The 18,598-nt window shown below is 69.4% G+C and carries 20 protein-coding genes and 1 other annotated feature; of the genes, 17 read left to right on the top strand and 3 right to left on the bottom strand.

The genetic code is table 11. The features are described 5' to 3' along the window. Both VP06_RS24380 and VP06_RS36615 read left to right on the top strand, forming a co-directional pair. The coding region (locus VP06_RS24380; protein WP_048466391.1) for an IS256 family transposase at positions 1-405 on the top strand (405 nt) is incomplete at its 5' end. Positions 406-495: 90 nt separating this feature from the next. Next, a complete protein-coding gene (locus tag VP06_RS36615) occupies positions 496-849 on the top strand; it encodes a hypothetical protein (protein ID WP_156295746.1) in 354 nt (117 codons plus the stop codon). 125 nt (positions 850-974) lie between these two features. Here the strand turns inward: VP06_RS36615 and VP06_RS36610 are convergent, their stop codons facing one another. Then, positions 975-1,277: a hypothetical protein gene (locus VP06_RS36610; RefSeq protein WP_156295745.1), complete on the bottom strand. Its 303-nt coding sequence runs from the start codon at positions 1,275-1,277 to the stop codon at positions 975-977. Positions 1,278-1,535: 258 nt separating this feature from the next. Between VP06_RS36610 and VP06_RS24370 the strand changes: the two genes are divergently transcribed. Further along, positions 1,536-2,764, top strand: a protein-coding gene (locus tag VP06_RS24370; RefSeq protein WP_156295744.1) for an IS3 family transposase whose coding sequence is annotated in 2 segments (ribosomal slippage) — positions 1,536-1,830 and positions 1,830-2,764 — 1,230 coding nt in all. Because the reading frame shifts where the segments join, the coding sequence is not laid out codon by codon here. After that, positions 1,817-1,933: a sequence feature (AL1L pseudoknot), on the top strand. (Overlaps the previous gene by 117 nt.) A 79-nt stretch (positions 2,765-2,843) precedes the next feature. Here VP06_RS24370 and VP06_RS24365 read toward each other — a convergent pair. Together VP06_RS24365 and VP06_RS24360 are read right to left on the bottom strand one after the other, a co-directional pair. After that, positions 2,844-3,668, bottom strand: a complete 825-nt coding sequence (locus VP06_RS24365; RefSeq protein WP_048466397.1) for an alpha/beta fold hydrolase — start codon at positions 3,666-3,668, stop codon at positions 2,844-2,846. 38 nt (positions 3,669-3,706) lie between these two features. Further along, positions 3,707-4,630, bottom strand: a complete 924-nt coding sequence (locus VP06_RS24360) for a LysR family transcriptional regulator (RefSeq protein WP_048466389.1) — start codon at positions 4,628-4,630, stop codon at positions 3,707-3,709. A 125-nt stretch (positions 4,631-4,755) separates the two neighbouring features. Here VP06_RS24360 and VP06_RS24355 point away from each other — a divergent pair, with 125 nt between their 5' ends. The 14 genes from VP06_RS24355 to VP06_RS33885 all read left to right on the top strand — a co-directional run bounded on the left by VP06_RS24355 (position 4,756) and on the right by VP06_RS33885 (position 18,454). Next, the gene (locus tag VP06_RS24355; protein ID WP_082167598.1) at positions 4,756-5,982 is read left to right on the top strand and encodes an acyl-CoA dehydrogenase family protein; all 1,227 of its coding nucleotides are present in this window, start codon (positions 4,756-4,758) and stop codon (positions 5,980-5,982) included. A 321-nt stretch (positions 5,983-6,303) separates the two neighbouring features. Further along, positions 6,304-7,458 carry an ABC transporter substrate-binding protein gene (locus VP06_RS24350; protein ID WP_048466388.1) on the top strand — a complete coding sequence of 385 codons (1,155 nt, stop codon included), beginning with the start codon at positions 6,304-6,306 and terminating at the stop codon, positions 7,456-7,458. Between the two features lie 12 nt (positions 7,459-7,470). After that, a complete protein-coding gene (locus tag VP06_RS24345) occupies positions 7,471-8,514 on the top strand; it encodes a branched-chain amino acid ABC transporter permease (protein WP_048466387.1) in 1,044 nt (347 codons plus the stop codon). Then, positions 8,511-10,367 carry a branched-chain amino acid ABC transporter ATP-binding protein/permease gene (locus VP06_RS24340; protein WP_053082020.1) on the top strand — a complete coding sequence of 619 codons (1,857 nt, stop codon included), beginning with the start codon at positions 8,511-8,513 and terminating at the stop codon, positions 10,365-10,367. Before VP06_RS24345 ends, VP06_RS24340 begins: the two co-directional genes overlap by 4 nt. Further along, positions 10,364-11,140: an ABC transporter ATP-binding protein gene (locus VP06_RS24335; RefSeq protein WP_425350944.1), complete on the top strand. Its 777-nt coding sequence runs from the start codon at positions 10,364-10,366 to the stop codon at positions 11,138-11,140. The genes VP06_RS24340 and VP06_RS24335 overlap by 4 nt, the downstream gene beginning before the upstream one ends. Before the next feature lie 95 nt (positions 11,141-11,235). Beyond that, entirely contained in the window at positions 11,236-12,501 is a 1,266-nt protein-coding gene (locus VP06_RS24330; protein WP_048466385.1) for an aromatic ring-hydroxylating oxygenase subunit alpha, read from the top strand. Between the two features lies 1 nt (position 12,502). Next, complete coding sequence (locus VP06_RS24325) at positions 12,503-13,012, top strand: aromatic-ring-hydroxylating dioxygenase subunit beta (protein ID WP_082167597.1); 510 nt, start codon at positions 12,503-12,505, stop codon at positions 13,010-13,012. Beyond that, a complete protein-coding gene (locus VP06_RS24320) occupies positions 13,009-13,752 on the top strand; it encodes an SDR family NAD(P)-dependent oxidoreductase (RefSeq protein ID WP_048466384.1) in 744 nt (247 codons plus the stop codon). Before VP06_RS24325 ends, VP06_RS24320 begins: the two co-directional genes overlap by 4 nt. A gap of 26 nt (positions 13,753-13,778) precedes the next feature. Then, entirely contained in the window at positions 13,779-14,372 is a 594-nt protein-coding gene (locus tag VP06_RS24315; protein ID WP_048466393.1) for a nuclear transport factor 2 family protein, read from the top strand. Then, positions 14,369-14,758, top strand: a complete 390-nt coding sequence (locus VP06_RS24310; RefSeq protein ID WP_048466383.1) for a DUF4440 domain-containing protein — start codon at positions 14,369-14,371, stop codon at positions 14,756-14,758. The genes VP06_RS24315 and VP06_RS24310 overlap by 4 nt, the downstream gene beginning before the upstream one ends. Next, the gene (locus tag VP06_RS24305) at positions 14,755-14,964 is read left to right on the top strand and encodes a hypothetical protein (RefSeq protein WP_048466382.1); all 210 of its coding nucleotides are present in this window, start codon (positions 14,755-14,757) and stop codon (positions 14,962-14,964) included. The genes VP06_RS24310 and VP06_RS24305 overlap by 4 nt, the downstream gene beginning before the upstream one ends. A gap of 113 nt (positions 14,965-15,077) precedes the next feature. Further along, on the top strand, positions 15,078-16,034 hold the full coding sequence (locus VP06_RS24300; RefSeq protein ID WP_048466381.1) for a PDR/VanB family oxidoreductase: 957 nt from the start codon (positions 15,078-15,080) through the stop codon (positions 16,032-16,034). A 300-nt stretch (positions 16,035-16,334) separates the two neighbouring features. Next, positions 16,335-17,480, top strand: coding sequence for an amidase (locus tag VP06_RS24295; RefSeq protein ID WP_048466380.1), 1,146 nt, complete (start codon positions 16,335-16,337; stop codon positions 17,478-17,480). 44 nt (positions 17,481-17,524) lie between these two features. Continuing rightward, entirely contained in the window at positions 17,525-18,454 is a 930-nt protein-coding gene (locus VP06_RS33885; RefSeq protein ID WP_053082019.1) for a flavin reductase, read from the top strand. Positions 18,455-18,598 lie beyond the last annotated feature (144 nt).

The raw sequence follows: 18,598 nt of genomic DNA, 5'->3' as shown, positions 1-18,598 counted from the left end.
GTCGTCTCGGCCTTCATCGCCACCGCCTTCGCCCAGGAGGACGCCGAGGCGGCCCGCCAGCAGTGGCGGCGAGTGGCCGACCAACTCCGCCCCAAGGTCCCGAAGCTGGCCACGCTGATGGACACGGCGGAGACCGACGTCCTGGCCTACATGGGCTTCCCGGCCGTCCACCGGGCCAAGCTGCACTCGACCAATCCGTTGGAGCGCCTCAACGGCGAGATCAAGCGGCGCACCGAGGTCGTCGGGATCTTCCCCGACGAGCCCTCGATCCGCCGCCTCGTCGGCGCGATCCAGTTGGAGCAGAACGACGAGTGGGCCGTGCAGCGTTGCCGATACATGACCCTGGAAAGCATCGCCCCAATCGGCGATGATCCCCTCGTCAGCCTGCCTTCCCTGACAGTCTGACCAGTCCGGCCCTGCCGGTCACCGTGGTGGACCACACGCAGCTACACCACGCCCTGGGACACGACCCTGCTGCTCCACTGGGAGCCACCCATGAAGCACCGTCGATACGTCTCTGCCGCCGACCTCGTCGAGGAGTTCGGGTTCACCGAGCGGCACTGGACACGGATGGCCGCCGCCGGCCGGGTGCCCGGTGCTCGACAGCCGTTCGGACCCCGGTCGAGGTGGGTCTTCGACCTCGCCACCCTGCGCGAGTGGTGGGTGGCCGCCGAGAAGGAGGGGCGTCCGGTATGGTCGCCCCAGCCCCGCCCTGGCCGGACGCCAATCAGTCGCGTGAAGCCGCCAAGCGACCAACCCAGCGGGAACGACCTGAAGCAGCTGGTGGCCAAGGTGCTGGCGAACCATCCGCAGAACCCGATACGAAAACGAGCCGGACCGCACTCATGAGGATCCGCCTGACGATGCGTCCAGCCCCTCTGCCCTTATGAGCCTTGCCGGTCGGCGGCGCGCCAATTCTGTCCTGGCCTATTGCGGGCGAGGAGGCCGACATGCCTCGCGGGGATCGTCAGGCTTCAGGTTCGGAACTTGCTCTTAGTCGTGCGGTCACTGTCGACGTAACATTTCCATTCCATGCGCGCTATAGGCCCGGATTTTACCGGAAGATTATTGTAATCCCGTAGATTATCCGCGGATCCCGCAAATACGTGGCGCATGCACTTGCAATATCTAGTCTTGTTCGCACCGGTCCAGGATGCGCCGGCCCGGCTATCAGCATTCTCGTCGAAGGATTTGCTGCACTGAAGCTCGAACGGATCGATGGCGTAGGCGCTGGACGACAGCAGGGTCAGGGCGATAGCAGCGGCGATCAGGCGCATGTGCGGGTTTCTCGGTGCGCGGTTGCTGAGGGCTCAACCGTAGCACGAGCGAGACAGCGCAGAACGCGACCTTCTACTGCGGCCGCAGGGGCGTCCGATCTGCCAGGGAGGCGGCAGGCCGGAGTTCGTCAAGACGACGGCCGAAACCTGTCATCCCGCCGCGAAACCAGAGGTCCAGATCGTCAGGGCGCGTGCCGGCGCACGCCAGTGAACCGCTCCGGGTTTCCCGGAGGCTCCAACTTCTGAGAGGATGGAGCCATGACGAAGCGAACAGCCCCGTTTTCCCCTGAGGTGCGCGAGCGCGCGGTGCGGATGGTGCGCGACCACGAGGGCGAGCACGGCTCGCAATGGTCGGCGATCCAGTCGATTGCGGCCAAGATCGGCTGCTCGGGCGAGACGCTGCGGAACTGGGTGCGCCAGTCCGAGCGTGATCAAGGTGTGCGACCCGGTCAGACGACGGACGAGCGCGAGCGGATCAAGGCGCTGGAGCGAGAAGTTCGCGAGCTGCGCCAGGCCAACGAGATCCTGCGCAAGGCGAGCGCGTATTTCGCCATGGCGGAGCTCGACCGCCGGTCGCGGCCATGATCAGCTTCATCGACGATCATCGGGAGGTCTACGGGGTCGAGCCGATCTGCAGGGTGCTGCCGATCGCCCCGTCAACCTACTACGTGCATGCCGCCCGGCGTGCCGATCCCGAGAAGCAAACGGTTCGTGCTCGCAGCGACGCGGCGTTGATGATCGAGATCCAGCGCGTGTTCGAGGCGAACTTCTGCGTCTACGGCGTGCGGAAGGTCTGGCGGCAGCTGGCCCGGGAGGGGATCGTGGCCGCTCGATGCACGGTGGCGCGGCTGATGCGCCGATTGGGCTTGGCGGGGGTGGTGCGGGGCAGGACCGTGCGCACCACGATCCCCGACCCGGCCGCAGCTTGCCCCCTCGACCGCGTCAACCGTCACTTCAAGGCTCCACGGCCGAACGCCTTGTGGGTCAGCGACTTCACCTACGTGGCGACGTGGTCGGGCTTCGTCTATGTGGCGTTCGTCATCGCTGTGTTCGCCCGGCGCATCGTTGGCTGGCGGGCCTCACGCAGTGCTCATGCAAGCGTCGTTCTGGATGCTCTGGAGCAGGCTCTGCACGAGCGCCGTCCTGTCCAGGGCAGCGGACTGGTGCATCCCTCGGACCGTGGCTCGCAATACTTGGCTCTACGGTACACCGAGCGCTTGGTCGGTGCAGGCATCGAGCCGTCGGTCGGCAGCGTCGGCGACTTGTACGACAACGCCCTGGCGGAGACGATCAACGGCCTGTTCAAGGCGGAGGTGATCCACCGACGCGGACCCTGGCGCTCCTTCGAGGCAGTCGAGTACGCCACTCTGGAGTGGGTCGACTGGTACAACCACCGTCGCCTCCTTGCGCCCATCGGCAACGTCCCTCCCGCCGAGGCCGAAGCGCGCTATCATACCCACGTCGGCGACCAAGCCCTGGCCGCCTGACCCAAGACAAACAGCCTCCGAAAAATCCGGAGCGGTTCATGGGGGGAACAGCAGCGTCGCTTTCCTTTCGTCCCAGAACTCAACGAGGGTTCGGCAGCAAGTCCTGCATGCGGAGGAATCGAAGGATCGCGTGACTGAACTCGATCGGCATGGCGTCCGGCAGCGGCACGGTGCCGCCCACGATCTCGGTTACCGTGGAACCCCGGATCGCCGCCGCGATGCGCGGGGTCGCCGGAAAGGCGTGCGGATCCTCCGTCGCGCCGATCACGAGCGTCGGCGCCCGCACCAGGCCGATCCGGTCCTCCATCCGGTAGCGGTTGACCACGCGATGCCCCTCGGCCGCCATCGGCCCGGCCCGCAGCGCGTCGACGATGAAGCGATCGAGAAGCTCAGGGGCTTCGCGCGGATAGAACGGCTGGCGCCCCCGCCAGAGCTGGATCAGGTGGCCACCCTCCGCGTCGGGGGTCACCGTGTCGATCGGCACCTTGGCGGCGTGGTGAGCCCGACGCGGTGCATCCACCATGGGGCACGAGGAGAGAACCAGCGCGGTCACGCGATCGGGCGCACGAACGGCGGCCTCAAGGGCCACCACGGCCCCTGTATGATGCCCGGCGAGGCAGCATCCGGGCAGGTCGAGCGCGTCCATCAGCGCGATCACCGCCTCCGCCCAGGCCTCGATCGAGGGTGCTTCGCCGGCGAGCGCCGGCGAGTCGCCGAAGCCAGGCGTGTCCATCGCGATCGTCCGGACGTGTGCGCCGAGCAGGGGCAGCACGTCGCGGTACTCGTCCCAGGAGCGCGGGGTCTGGTGCAGCAGCAGGACCGGCAGGCCGCTGCCGCAGGTCGCGACGTGGAGTAGGCCGGCGCGCGTCGGGACGAACCGGCGCTCGGGAACGAGGTGGGACATGCGCGCCTCCATCGGGTCGTGCGGTCGTTACCACCATCTCAGACCGATGCGAGATGACGCGCGTCGGCGAACAGCGCGATCAGGCTGTCCCTCAGCCACCGGATGCCGGGATCGCTGCGAAAGCGCGTGTGGGTGTGCACCCGGATGTCGACCACGGGATGGCCGGGCGGCAACGGCAGCAGGGCGAAGGCACCGTCGGCATTGATCTGGTGTGCCATGCTCGTCGGGAAGATCACCGCAAGGTCGGTGTCGCGCACGACGCTCGGCGCGACCATGAAGTGGCCAAGCCGCAGGGCGGTCTGTCGCTTGACGCCGGTCTCGGTCAGCCAGCGCTCGACGAGCTGATGACCGGCCGCCGTCGTGTTGGCGTAGACGTAGCGGAGCGAGCCGAGGTCCGGTGCGGTGCCCATCCCGTTCAGGATCGGATGCTGCGACCGCACGAGGCAGGTGAACGAGTCGGTGAAGAGGTGCCGGCTCTCGATCTCGTCGTCGTCCTCGAGCGCGGCCAGGAACCCGATCGTGACGTCGACCTCCCCCGCCCGCATCGTGTGGGCGACCTTCGCCGGATCGAGCGGCACCACCTTGAGGTCCACCGTGGGCGCGGCCTCGGCGAGCCAGCCCATCAGGGCGGGCAGGAAGCAGAACTCGGAGACGTCGGACATCGCGATGCGGAAGACGCGCTGGGCGTGCCCGGGATCGAAGACCTCGCCGTCCTGCACCGCGTGATGGATGATCCGGAGCGCCTCGCTGAGCGGGCCGTGCAGCCGCGTCGCCGTCTCGGTCGGCAGCACCCCGCTCGGGACGCGCACGAAGAGCGGATCATTGAACGACTCCCGCAGCCGCCGCAGGGCATGGCTCACCGCCGGCTGCGTCAGGCCGAGCTGCTGGCCTGCGGCGGTGAGGTTGCGGGTATCCCAGATGGCGAGGAACACCCGGAGCAGGTTCAGGTCGGGCAGGGGCATATTCGCCGGCTTAATTTACATCATAAAGATTATGATTTGGACCGATAAAATGCGCGTTGCTAGGTCTTGGGCAACGATTTTGCACCTGCGGGACGCGTCGCTCGCACCACGCGGAAGAGGCCAGCATGTCCGTCACCGCCGCCCACCGCCCGGCCTTCGCCCGTGCCGTGACCGCCTTTCGTCAGGATACGACGGATCACCAGGATTCGCCGAGTCCGGTGACCCTGGCCACGCTCGTCGCCGAGATCGCCCGCCGCCGCGACGAATTCAACGACCTGACCTACGTTCCGCGCGACGTCGTCGCGATGATGAAGCAGGTCGGCATCTACCGGGCGACCACGCCGACGATGTTCGGCGGCGCGCCGATGCCGCCCGCCGACTTCATGCGCATCGTCGAGCGCATCGCGACCGCCGACGGTTCAGCCGCCTGGGTCGCGGCCTTCGGCTCGGCCAATACCTACATGGCCTCCCTGCCGGTCGAGACGCAGCGGATCATCTACGCCGACGGGCCCGACCAGGTCTTCGCCGGCGGCCTCTACCCGGCCCAAAGGGCGCGAGCCGTGCCGGGCGGGTGGCGGGTGACGGGGCGGTGGCGCTTCGCCAGCGGCTGCATGGGCGCGGACTGGATCGGCGTCGGCATCGAGGTGGACGGCCCGAGTGCCGGGGACGGCGCACCCGGCAGGCCGCGCATGCTGGCGGCGGTGGCGCCGGCCGCCGAGGTCGAGATCGTGCCCAACTGGGACGTCGTCGGCATGCAGGGCACCGGCAGCCACGACACGCGGGTCACGGACAAGTTCTACCCCGAGGCGTGGACCTTCGTGCGCGGCGGCCCCGCGATGATCGACGAGCCGTTGTTCCGCTATCCGGCGGTCGGCTTCCAGGCCGAGGTCCACGCGGCCTGCAACGTCGGGCTCGCCCGGGCGGCCCTCGATCTCGCGATCGAGATGGGCGGCGTCACGAAGACCATCACCGGCGCACCGCGGCTCGCCGACCGCGGCTATTACAAGCTCGAACTCGCCCGGGCCGAGGCGGCGTGGCGCGCCGCCCGCGCCTTCTTCTACGAGACCGCAGAGGACGCCTGGGACACGCTCCTGAAGGGCGACCCGGTCTCGCCGGAGCAGGCCAACCTGATCCGCCTCTCGGCGACGCATGCCGCGCATACCAGCGCCGACGTCATCATGCGGGCATACCGGATCGCCGGCATGTCGGCGATCCACAAGGACCACCGGATGCAGCACATCGTGCGCGACTCCATGGTGGTCACGCAGCACGCCTTCCTGACCGAGGGCACGCTGGAGAATGCCGGAGCGATGCTGGCCGGCGCCCTGCCCGCCGGGCCCGCCTATCCCTGATCTCGTCCCGGTCCCTTCCCGATTCCCTCAGCAGATTTCGTCGCAGTGGTCACCGGTTCGGCGGCAAAAATCTGCGATGAAACAGAACCTAAGCGGACGAAGCATTGGCCCGCCGACGCACGTCTGCCTATGCCAACGGTCGCTGAAAACGATCTTTGGTTCCGTTATCACATTTTCTCTAATTCTTTGACTTAGTATCGAAAACTTGAGATGATTCATCGGCCCGCTGCGTCAGCAGCTTGGGCCGATGGTATGAGACCTTGCCGGCGGGCGCGATGCCCGCGGCTCAGCCCCCGAACCTTCGAGCCGGAGCCGTCGCCCATGAAGCGTTTTCTTCGCTATACGATGCTGGGCGGGGCGCTCCTCGCCGCGTTGCCGGCGCGGGCCGAGATCACCGTCGGCTTCGTGACGTCGCTGAGCGGTCCGGCCTCCTCGATCGGCATCCTGTACAGCAACGGGATCAAGGCCGCCCACCTCTACCGGGACGCGGTCGCGGGCGAGACGATCCGGCTGATCCAGCTCGACGACGGCTCCGACCCGTCCGCCGCCACCCGGAACGCCCGCAAGCTGGTCGAGGAGAACAAGGTCGACATCCTCATCGGGACCTCGTCGGCCCCCTCCAGCCTCGCCATGGCGGCGGTCGCGGCGGAGCTGAAGGTCCCGATGATCGCCATCTCGCCGATCAACGTCGAGGCGAGCCAGAGCGGCGACCGCTGGGCCATCTGCGTGCCGCAGACGCCCGCGCTGATGATGAAGGCGGTCACCGACCGCATGGCGAAGAACGGCACGAAGAAGGTCGGCTATATCGGGTTCTCCGACGCCTGGGGCGACCTCGTCTACAACGGCGCCAAGGCGGCCGAAGCCGGCGGCCACCTCGCTTTCACCACCGACCAGCGCTACACGCGCACCGATTCCTCGGTCACCGGCCAGATCCTGAAGGTGCTGGCGACGAAGCCCGACGGCGTGCTCGACGGCGGCTCGGCGACGCAAGGGGCGCTGCCCCTGCTGGCGCTCCAGGAGCGCGGCTACAAGGGCCGGCTCTACGGCAATCCCGCGCTGGTGAACGCCGACTTCATCCGCGTCGCCGGCAAGTCCGCCGAAGGAATCGAGCTGCCGACCGGCCCGGTGATCGTGGCCGAGCAGCTGCCGGAGGGCCACTTCGCCAAGGCGCCGTCGCTGGCCTTCCGCGATGCCTACCAGAAGGCCAACGGGACGCCGAGCACCGACAGCTTCTCGGCCTACGCCTTCGACGCCTGGCTGATCATGACCGACGCCTCGAAGCGCGCCATGGCGGCCGAGGCGAAGCCCGGCACGCCGGGGTTCCGGCGCGCGCTGAACGAGGCGATCTTCTCGACCAAGGAGCTGCCGGGCACCGAGGCCGTCTACAGCTACACGCCGGCCTCCTCCTTCGGGGTCGACGCGCGCGGCGTCGTCATGGTCCGCCTCCAGGGCGGCACCTGGATCTATGCTCCGTAAGGACGACCGGCCATGGATCTCGACATCGCCACTCTCCTGATGGTCGACGGCATCACCACCGGCGCCGTCTACGTCCTGCTCGCCATCGGCATGGTGCTGATCTTCACCGTGACGCGGGTGATCTTCGTGCCCTTCGGCGACATCGCCGTCTACGCGGCGCTGACGCTCTCGGCCCTCGAGGCCAAGCACGCGCCGGGTACGGCCGCCCTCGTCGCCGCCGTCGCGGCGGTGGCCACCCTCATGGAGGTCACGAGCCTCCTGCGGCACGGCAAGGCGCGGGCGGTGCCGCGGGCCCTCGCCTTCTACCTCGCCCTGCCCCTGGCGGTCTCGGGGACGGTCTGGGCGGCCTCCGGCACGGACTGGCCGATGCCGGTACGCATCGCCCTCGCCATCGTGGCCGTGCTGCCGCTGGCACCGCTCCTCGACCGCATCGTGTTCCGCCCGGTGGCCGATGCCAGCGTGCTGCTCCTGATGATCATCGCGGTGGCGCTCCATTTCGCGCTCGCGGGGATCGGCCTTCTCTGCTTCGGGGCTGAGGGTGTGCGGACCCAACCGCTGACGGAGGCGGCACTGACCTTCGGCGACGTGCTGGTCTCCGGCCAGACCGCGCTGATCGTGGTTGCGGCGGCCTCCTTCAGCCTGCTGCTGTTCCTGTTCTTCAACCACACGCTCACCGGCAAGGCCCTGCACGCCACCGCGGTCAACCGGCTCGGCGCACGGCTGGTGGCGATCCGTCCCGAGCGGGCGGGCACCATCGCCTACCTCATCGGCTCGCTGCTCGCCGCGATCTCCGGCGTGCTGATCGCGCCGGTCACCACGATCTTCTACGACAGCGGCTTCCTGCTCGGGCTGTTCGCCTTCGTGGGGGCGATCATCGGCGGCCTGACGAACTATCCCGGCACGGCGCTCGGCGCCCTGCTGGTCGGGCTGCTCGGCTCCTACGCCTCGTTCTTCTCCTCCTCGTTCAAGGAGGTGATCGTCTTTGCCGCCCTCGTCCCCGTCCTGCTCTGGCGCTCGATCGCCACCACCCACTCCGAGGAGGAGATCGAGGAATGAGCTCGTCCAGCCTCTCGACCGTCCGCGACGCGGTCGCTGGCGGCGGCGGATCCACCGCCGCCGCCTCCCGCGACAGCGCCGGCCTCAGCCCGGCCGCCTACCGCCTGGGCGTCATCGCCGCCGTGGCGCTCCTCGCCCTCGCCCCGCTCGTCGTGCAATCCTTCACGGTGACGCTGCTGAACTACATCGGCGTCTATTCGCTGGCGGCGCTCGGGCTCGTGCTCCTCACCGGCATCGGCGGCATGGTGTCCTTCGGGCAGGCGGCTTTCGTCGGCGTCGCCGCCTACGCGACCGCCTGGCTCACCACCCGCCACGCCGCCTCGCCCTGGCTCGGCCTCGCCTTCGCGCTCGTCGTCACCGGGCTCCTCGCCCTCGTGCTCGGCGCGCTCACCCTGCGGCTCAAGGGGCACTTCCTGTCCCTCGGCACCCTCGCCTGGGGCCTGTCGATCTCGTTCCTGTTCGGCACCGTCGAGGGCTTGGGCAACTTCAACGGCATCTCGCAGATCCCGCCAGTCAGCCTGGGCCCGGTGCTCCTCGCCGGAACGGTGCCGATGTTCTACCTGATCTGGAGCGTGGTGGCGTTGAGCTTGCTGCTCGCCGCCAACCTGCTGCGCTCCCGGATGGGCCGGGCGATGCGGGTCCTGCGCGGCGGCAACATCCTGGCCGAGAGCCTCGGCATCGACGCCTTCCGCATCCGCCTCGCCCTGTTCGTGATCGCCGCCCTGCTGGCGGCCCTGTCGGGCTGGCTCGAGGCGCATCTGAGCCGCTACGTCAGCCCGACGCCCTACGGCGCCGGACCCGGAATCGAGTACCTGATGATGGCGATCATCGGCGGCTCGGGCACCCTGTTCGGCGCGGTGGTCGGCGCGGCGGTGATCGCGCTGCTCAAGAACGCGGTGCAAGACTGGTTCCCGGTCCTCTTTCCGGGCGCCCCCGGGCAGCTCCAGGTCGTCGCCTTCGCGACCCTGTTCATCCTCTTCCTCCAGCGCTCCCGCGACGGGCTGGTGCCGGCTCTCGCTCGCTTCCTCCCGACCGTCCGCCGGAGCGTCCCGCCGCCGGCCGCCCCCCTCGCGCGGCGCGCCCAGCCCACCCGCGGCGAGGTGCTGCTCTCGGTCGACGGCGTGCAGCGGCGGTTCGGCGGCCTCGTCGCGGTCAACGGGGTGAGCTTCGACGTGCGGGCCGGGGAGATCGTCGCGCTCATCGGCCCGAACGGGGCCGGCAAGAGCACGATGTTCAACCTGCTCACCGGCGCGCTGAAGGTGAACCGCGGCCGGGTGATCTTTGCCGGGGAGGAGATTTCGTCGCTTCCCCAGCGCGCCATCGCCCGGGCCGGCATCGCCCGCACCTTCCAGCACCTGAAGCTGCGCCCGCACATGACGCTCCTCGACAACGTGCTGCTCGGCGCCCATCCGCGCCTCGAGGCCGGGCTCGTCGCCGGTGCGCTGACGCTGCGGCGCGACGAGGAGGCCCGTGCCCGGGCCGAGGCGATGCGCCTCCTCGAGCGGGTGGGGCTGGGTGACCGGCCCTTCGAGCGAGCCGGCAACCTGCCGCTCGGCAACCAGCGGGTGCTGGAGATCGCCCGCGCGCTCGCCGCCGACCCCGCGCTCCTGGTGCTCGACGAGCCCGCGGCGGGCCTGCGCCGCCAGGAGAAGACGGCGCTTGCCGACCTCCTGCGCTCGCTGCGGGCCGAGAATCTCACCGTCCTGCTCGTCGAGCACGACATGGAGTTCGTCATGGGTCTCTGCGACCGCATCGTCGTGATGGATTTCGGATCGAAGATCGCCGAGGGCCGACCCGAGGCGATCCGGAACGACGCTCGCGTCCAGGAAGCCTATCTCGGGGGAGTGGTCTGATGCCCCTGCTCGAGATCGAGAGGCTTGAGGTCTCCTACGGCCGCATCAGGGCGGTGCAGGGTGTCTCGCTCACCGTCGAGGCCGGGCAGATCGCGACCGTGATCGGGCCGAACGGTGCCGGCAAGACCTCGATGCTGAGCGCCGTCATGGGCCTGTGTCCGGCACGCGGCCGGGTCGCCTACGACGGCATGGACCTGCGCGACATGGACGTGGAGGAGCGCGTCGAGCGCGGCCTCTGCCTCGTCCCGGAGCGCCGCGAACTGTTCGGCGAGATGTCGGTGGCCGACAACCTGCTCCTCGGCTCCTTCCCGCGCCGGCCGGCCCGAGCCGTCATCGACCGGGGACTGGAGGAGGTCTTCGCCCGCTTCCCGCGCCTGAAGGAGCGCCGGACGCAGCGCGCCGACACCCTGTCGGGCGGCGAGCGCCAGATGCTGGCGCTCGGCCGGGCGCTGATGTCGAAGCCGCGCCTCCTGATGCTCGACGAGCCGAGCCTCGGCCTCGCCCCCATCGTGGTGCGGGAGATCTTCGTGATCATCGCGGCCCTGCGCGAGGCCGGCGTGTCGATCCTCCTCGTCGAGCAGAACGCCCGCGCCGCCCTGCAAACGGCGGATGTCGGCTTCGTGCTGGAAACCGGCGAACTCGTCAGTCAGGGCCCGGCCGCCGCACTCCTCGACGATCCGCGCCTGATCGCGACCTATCTGGGCGGCGCCGAACCCCTGCCCATCCCCGTCCGTTCCAAGAGTTCGACGCATTCAATCGTTGACATGTCTTGAGTTGCTGGTCAAAAAACTAAATTTTATTAAATCGGAAATTCGACAACGACGGCCATGATATTTCAATCATCGGTCGATCCGAAGAGGAACTCGCCATGAATATCGCCGTTCCGACCCCGCCAGCGCTCGACATGCTGGTCCAGAGCGACCGCGCCCGCACCACGCTCTACACCGACCGCGCCCTGTTCGAGGAGGAGATGGTCAAGGTGTTCGAGAACACTTGGGTCTGGGTCGCCCATGCCAGCGAGCTCGCGAAGCCCGGCGACTTCAAGACCGCCCATGTCGGCCTTCAGCCGGTGATCGTGGTCCGCGACCGCAAGAACGCGGTCCACGTCCACGTCAACCGCTGCCGCCACCGCGCTGCCACCGTCTGCGAGGTCGCCCAGGGCAAGACCAGCTCCTTCGTCTGCCCCTATCACGGTTGGGCCTACGCGCTCGACGGCTCGTTGCGCGGCGTGCCGTTCGAGGCGGGCTATGACGGCCAGCTCGACAAGACCCAGTTCTCGCTGCGCTCGCTGCGCGTCGAGGAGTATAACGGGCTGATCTTCGCGACCTTCAAGGACGATATCGAGCCGCTCGTCGACTTCCTCGGCGGCGCCAAGAAGTGGATCGACCTGTTCATAAAGCAGGGCGCCGGCTTTCCGCTCGTCTCGCTCGGCGAGCACAAGTTCCGCTTCCCCGGCAACTGGAAGATCCAGCTCGAGAACACCACCGACGCCTATCACTTCCCGCTGGTCCACAAGTCGTTCCTGTCGGCCGCCGACCGGGAGACCGAGGATTCCTGGGACATCATGAACAAGGGCGGCTTCGTCGAGGATCTCGGCAACGGCCACAGCGTCATGGTGATGATGCCCGAGCTCGTCGACCTCGAGGAGAACCTCGACGCGCCGATCCCGGAGAAGTTCGAGGCGCTCGCCGCGGAGTTGCGCGCCGATTACCCGGAGGAGCAGGTCCGTCGCATCGTCCGGGCGGTCGGCGGCTGCGGCTTCAACCTCAACCTCTTCCCGAATCTCGGCTGCTCGGCGGCGTTCTTCCGCGTGCTCCAGCCAGTCTCGGTGGACGAGACCGAGATCCGCCACGTTGCCCTCGGCATGGCCGGCGGTCCGGCAGCAGCCAACCGCGCCCGCCTTCGCATCCACGAGTTCTTCCAGGGCCCGATGGGCTTCGGCACCCCCGATGACGCCGAGATCTGGGACCGGGTGCAGCACGGCGCGCAAGGCGGCCGCGACCTTTGGGTGATGCTGCACCGGGGCCTCAGCCACGAGGAGAGCCTGCCCGAGGGCGGCCGCCGCAGCGACGTCAGCGCCGAGACCGGGATGCGGGCAGCCTACGCCCAGTGGAAGCGGCTGATGGGAGCCTGACATGAACGCCATCGATACGGACATGATCGCCGACACCGCTCCCATCACTCTCGACGAGGCGATGCACTTCGCCTGGCTCGAGGCCGACCTCCTCGACAGCGCCGCCTACGACGAGTGGCGGGCGCTCTGGACCCCGACCGCGCGCTACATCGTGCCGATCACCCCCGGCGCCACCGATTTCGAGAACACCCTGAACTACGCCTACGACGACGCCGAGATGCGTGCCAAGCGGGCCGAGCGGCTGGTGAGCGGGCAATCGGTCTCGGCCTCGCCGGTGGCGCGCACGGTGCGGCTCCTGTCGCGCTTCCGCCTGCTGCGCTCCGACGCGCGGACCTGCGAGCTGCGCTGCGCCCAGATGCTGACCGAGTTCCGCCGCGGGCGCGAGCGCACCTACGCGGCCGACGTCGAGTTCGTGTACCTGCGCGGACCCGGAGGCCTGCGGATCGAGCGCAAGGTCATCCGCCTGGTGAACGGGACCGACGCTCTCGGCGGCATCGGGTACATCCTGTGAGCGCGCGCGTCGCGCTGGTCACCGGCGCCGGGGGCGGCCTCGGCACCGTGATCGCCGCCGGCCTGCACGCCGCCGGCTACCGGGTGGCGCTCGCCGATCTCGACGAGGTCGCCGCAGCGGCGGCGGCGGCGGCCCTCGATCCCGGGGGCGAGACCGCCCTGCCGCTCGGGCTCGATGTCCGCGACAAGGCGCAGTGGGAGCGGACCCTGTCCGCGCTCCTCGAAAGGTGGGGCGCCGCCCACGTCCTCGTCAACAACGCCGCGATGACCGTGGCGCGCCCGGTGATGGAGGTCTCGCCCGAGGAGTTCGACGCGGTGCTCGCCGTGAACCTGCGCGGCACCTTCCTCGGCTGCCAGGTCTTCGGGGCGCATTTCCGCGACCGGAGCCATGGCCGGATCGTCAACCTGGCCTCGCTCGCCGGCCAGAACGGCGGCACCGCGACGGGCGCGCATTACGCCGCCTCGAAGGCGGGCATCGTCGCGCTGACCAAGGTCTTCGCCCGCGACCTCGCCGCCGGCGGCGTGACCGTGAACGCGATCGCCCCAGGGCCGCTCGACACCCCGATGGTGCATCGCACCGTGCCGCCCGAGCGGATGGCGGCCCTGCAAGCGGCGATCCCGGTCGGCGCGATCGGCGATCCCCGGTTCGTGGCGAGCCTGGTGGTGCAGCTCGCCTCGCCCGAGGCCGCCTTCGCCACCGGGGCGACCTGGGACGTCAACGGCGGCCTGTACATGCGATGAGCGAAGGACACGCCAGGATGAACGACATGACGAACGAGACGGCCTCCCTGGCCGAGCTGACGCGAACGGTCGCCGCGCTCTCCGCAGAGGTGATGATCCTACGGGCGGAAGCCGAGATCCGCCGCGTGCAGGCCCGCTACATGTTCCTGTGCGACACCCCCTGCCCCGAGGCCGGGGTCGACGACGATGCCGAGCGGATCCGACGCATCGTCGATCTCTACACCGAGGACGCGGTCTGGGAGGGAGTCGGCGCCTATTACGACGGCCAGTTCGGCCGCAGCACCGGCAAGGACGCGATCCGCCGGCACTTCGAGGGCTTCTGGGGCCGGAAGCGCGATCCCGCGCTGATCCTCAACGTGCACTATCTCACCACCGAGCACATCACCGTCGAGGGCGACGAGGCCCTGGGGCACTGGGTGCACATCCAGCCCTGGATCTTCAGCGACGGCTCCTCGCTCTTGCGCTCGTCGCGGCTCTGGAACCGCTTCCGCAAGGTCGACGGGCAGTGGAAGATCGCGCGCACGCGCACCGAGAACGTCTACGTCGCGCCCCTCGCGCCCGGATGGGCCGAGAGCGTCGGTGCGACCTCCGTCCTGATGCGCCGGGAGGACGCCCGATGAGCTTCACCGATCGCGCCCTCGCCGAGATCGACGGGCTGCACCGCGTCCTTCAGCGCTGGTTCCGGGCCGAGGGCGAGCGGGACCCAGCCCTGGTGCTGGCGCACTTCGACCCCGGCTACACCATGATCACCACGGCGGGGACACTGCTGACGCTCGACGTCTTCCGGGCGGCGCTTCCCGGATTCTGGGGCAGCCGGCCGGGCCTCGTGATGGAGATCGGCCGGGAGACCGTGATCCACGCGAGCCCGGGCTCCGCGGTACTGACCTATACCGAGCGGCAGCACCTGAACGGTGCCGTCACCGATCGCTTCAGCACCGTCCTGATGCTGGATCGCGGCGAGGCCGGGCCGGCCTGGCGGCACCTGCAGGAGACGATGATCGCATGACCACGCCGCAGATGTGGGAGCACTTCGCCTGGCGCGGACACGAGGTCATGGTGATCCAGCTGTGGGAGGATTCCTACGGCCGGCCGATGCTCCGCTTCGCCGACCCGACCGACGAGGAGATGGCGGCGGGCATGCCGGTCGCCCAGTTCCTCGCCGAGGCCACCCCGACCGGGCGCGTCTCAGCCCCCGGCCCGAACGACCGATAGCACCCGGGCTCACGGCGCCGCCCGCAGAGCCGCCTCACCGCCACGCCGATCCGGCATCGGCGGAACGGGGGCGGCTTGCCCGGCCCCGCGCCCTACCGACGGAGGACGGCACCGTGACCGAGACATCCCTGCGGGTCGAGATCGCCGACCGGCGCCAGGCCGCCGAGGACATCATCGTCCTCGACCTCATCCCGGTGGAGGGCACGACGCTGCCGCCCTTCGAGCCGGGCGCGCACGTGGATGTCGAGATCGGGCCGGACCTCGTGCGGCAATACTCCCTGTGCGGCGATCCCTCCCGGACCGACCGCTACCGCCTCGGCATCCTGCTCGATCCCGCCTCGCGCGGGGGATCGGCCGGGATCCACGCGCAGTTCCAGGTCGGCCGCCGGGTGACGATCAGCGCGCCGCGCAACAACTTCCCCCTCGCCTCGGCCGCCGCGACGGTTCTGGTCGGCGGGGGCATCGGCATCACGCCGCTGCTCGCCATGGCGCATCACCTCCACGCCGTCGGGCTGCCGTTCCGGCTGCATTACTGCGCCCGCGCCCGCGCGAAGGCCGCGTTCCTGGCTGAGCTGGCCGAGGCGCCCTATGCGGACAGCGTGCAGCTGCACTTCGACGATGGCGGCCCCGATCAGCGCCTCGATCCGTCGCGCGACTTCCCCGCGCCGTCCGAGGGCGCCCATCTCTACGTCTGCGGCCCTACCGGCTTCATGGACTGGGTCATCGGCTCCGCGACCAAGCTCGGCTATCCCGACGCGCAGGTGCACAAGGAGTATTTCGGTGCCGAGGTCGACGCCTCCGGCGGCGCGTTCGAGGTCGAGTTGTCGCGCTCCGGCCGCGTCGTCCCGGTTGCGGCGGGACAGTCGATCGTCGCGGCCCTGAAGACGGTCGGCATGCGCGTCGAGGTCTCCTGCGAGCAGGGGGTGTGCGGCACCTGCCTGTGCGACGTGCTGGAAGGCGTGCCCGACCACCGCGATTCCTACCTCACCGACGACGAGAAGGGGGGCAACGACCAGATGATGCTGTGCTGTTCGCGCGCGAAAACACCGCGGCTCGTGCTGGATCTCTAGAGCGCTTCACGATTGCGTTGCCATCGCGAAGCTTCTCTCGCTCTTTGGTTTTGACGCATTGTCTACGACGAACCGGTATCCACTTCGTCGGAAAATGCTCTCGGCCGGGCTCAACTTGCATCGGTCGGACACCATGCCGGCTCTCCCCGAACGTCCTCACACCCGCCATCGTCATCCTGGAATTCGTCGCGCAGTCCCGAAGCGGGAAAAAACAAATCGCGGCAAATGACTCCAGCAATGTTCAGTGCTGTATCGATTCCCATCACACCGCCAAGTATATCCTGAGAAGGATCAGCTCGCATGACCATCTTCGCGCAGCGCCTCGACCTCGGCGGAGCTGGTCCGCGCGTCGCCGTCAAGGACACGATCGACATCGCCGGCATCCCGACGAGAGCTGGCAGCCGTGCGCTGGCCGACGCGCCCCCCGCCTCGACCCACGCCGAGGTGGTCGAGCGCGTCCTCGCGGCAGGGTGCCGGATCGTCGGCAAGACCAACCTGCACGAGCTCGCCTTCGGCGTCACCGGGCTCAACGATTGGACCGGCACGGCCCCGAACCCGCTCTTTCCCGGGCGCGTGCCGGGCGGGTCGTCGAGCGGCTCCGCTGCCGTGGTGGCCGCCGGGGAAGCGGACTTCGCCCTCGGGACCGACACCGGCGGCTCGATTCGCATCCCGGCGGCCTGCTGCGGCGTGTTCGGCATGAAGCCGACCTTCGGGCGGGTCAGTCGCGCCGGTGTCGCCCCGGCGCAGACGACGCTCGACTGCGTCGGCCCCTTCGCCGCGACGATGCCCTGGCTCGTCCGCGCGATGGCGGTGATCGATCCGCGCTTCGCACCCGTCTCGCTGCCCGCACCCCGCATCGGCCTCGTCACCGTCGAGGCGCGGCCCGAGATCGCCGCAGCGGTGGAACGGGCTGTCGCAGCGGCGGGCCTCGCGGCCCATTCCACCACCCTGCCCGGCCTGTCCGCCGCCTTCGAGGCAGGCCTCACGGTCATCAACGCCGAGACGTTCGCCGCCTTCGGACACCTGCTCGCCCGGAGCCCGGGCGAGCCGGAGATGATCGGCCCGGACGTGGCGGGCCGCCTGCGGGCGGGGGCCGGGACGAGCCTTACGGCGCTCGCCGCCGCCGAGGCGGTGCGCGCGGCATTCCGCGCCGAGGTCGATGCCAGACTCGACGAGGCGGATGTGCTGGTGCTGCCGACCCTGCCCGACCTTCCCCCGACCCTCGCCGAGGCGCGGGGCGACCGCTCCGCGGTCTTCCTGACGACGCTGGTGCGGCCCTTCAACCTCTCGGGCCATCCCGCCCTGTCCCTGCCGCTGCCGCTCGGGCCGGGCCGGGTCGCCGCGCTCCAGGTGATCGGGCGCCGCGGCGGCGACGAGACGGTGCTCGCCGTCGGCGAGCGGATCGCCGAATGCCTGTGCCCCCCTGCCCGTGACCTCTGCCTGTGACCTCTGCCTGTGACCTGCCCGCCGCCAGCCTGACGGAGACGACGATGAGCCTCCCTCCCACCGAGTTCCGCTCCGGCATGCGCCAGCTCGCCGCCGCCGTGAACGTCGTCACCACTCGCCACGACGGCGCCCGCGCCGGGATGACGGCGACTGCCGTCATGTCGCTGACGGCGGAGCCGCCGCAGATCGCCGTCGCGGTGAACCGCGCGAACGCGAGCTACGCGGCGATCGCGGGGAGCGGCGTGTTCGCCGTCAACGTGCTGGCCCACGACCATGCGGCGATCGCGAGCCGTTTCGCGGGAGCCGACGGGGTCAAGGGCGAGGCGCGCTTCTCGGCAGGCCAGTGGGACGTCCTCGAGACCGGTGCGCCGATCCTGCGCGACAGCGCGGCGAGCTTCGACTGCACGGTGGCGCAGGAGATCCCCTTCACCTCGCACGTCGTTCTCGTCGGCCTCGTCCGGGCGATCCGCGTCGCGCCCGGAACCACGCCGCTCCTGTTCATGGACGGGGCCTGGGCGAGCCTCGTGCGGGCCAACGACGGCGACTTCGGCGCCTATGAGCAGGTCATCGCGCAGATCACGACCGCCCTCGATGCCGTGCTGACGAGCGATGCCACGTACACCCGCAAGCTCCACGACTTCAGCGCAGCCTTCATCCGGGTGAACGCCCCGGTCGTCGACGTGCTGCGCGACTTCTACACCCGCGAGACCTTCGCCTCCGCGAGCCGGCTCGACGCCATCAACCAGCGCAAGCGCGAGGTCGAGCACAAGCTCCAGGATCTCCTGATCCGGGGCATCGGGGCGGGGGAGTTCGACGCGTGCGACCCGGTGGCCGCGACGGACGCGATCATCGGCCTCCTGAACGGCATCCACCGCCGGCCCCCCGCGACCGGCGCGCAGGCGGAACACCTCGCCCACCGCCTCGCCGACCTCGTCATCGCCATGGTGACGAAGCGGCGTCCCGCCGTGGCCTGACGTCACGACGGCAGCCGTATCATGCCAACGGCCGAAGATGCTGACGCATCCGGCCGCTGACCCAATCTCGAATTTTCGATGCCAAGCCAAAGACTTGGTCAAAATTCGAGACCGGCACCAAAGGTCGTTTTCAACGACCGTTGG

The organism is Methylobacterium aquaticum (assembly GCF_001043915.1).
Taxonomy (GTDB): domain Bacteria; phylum Pseudomonadota; class Alphaproteobacteria; order Rhizobiales; family Beijerinckiaceae; genus Methylobacterium; species Methylobacterium aquaticum.
The sequence above is the reverse complement of the archived record's forward strand: the minus strand, read 5'-3'. Positions and strand labels throughout refer to the sequence as shown.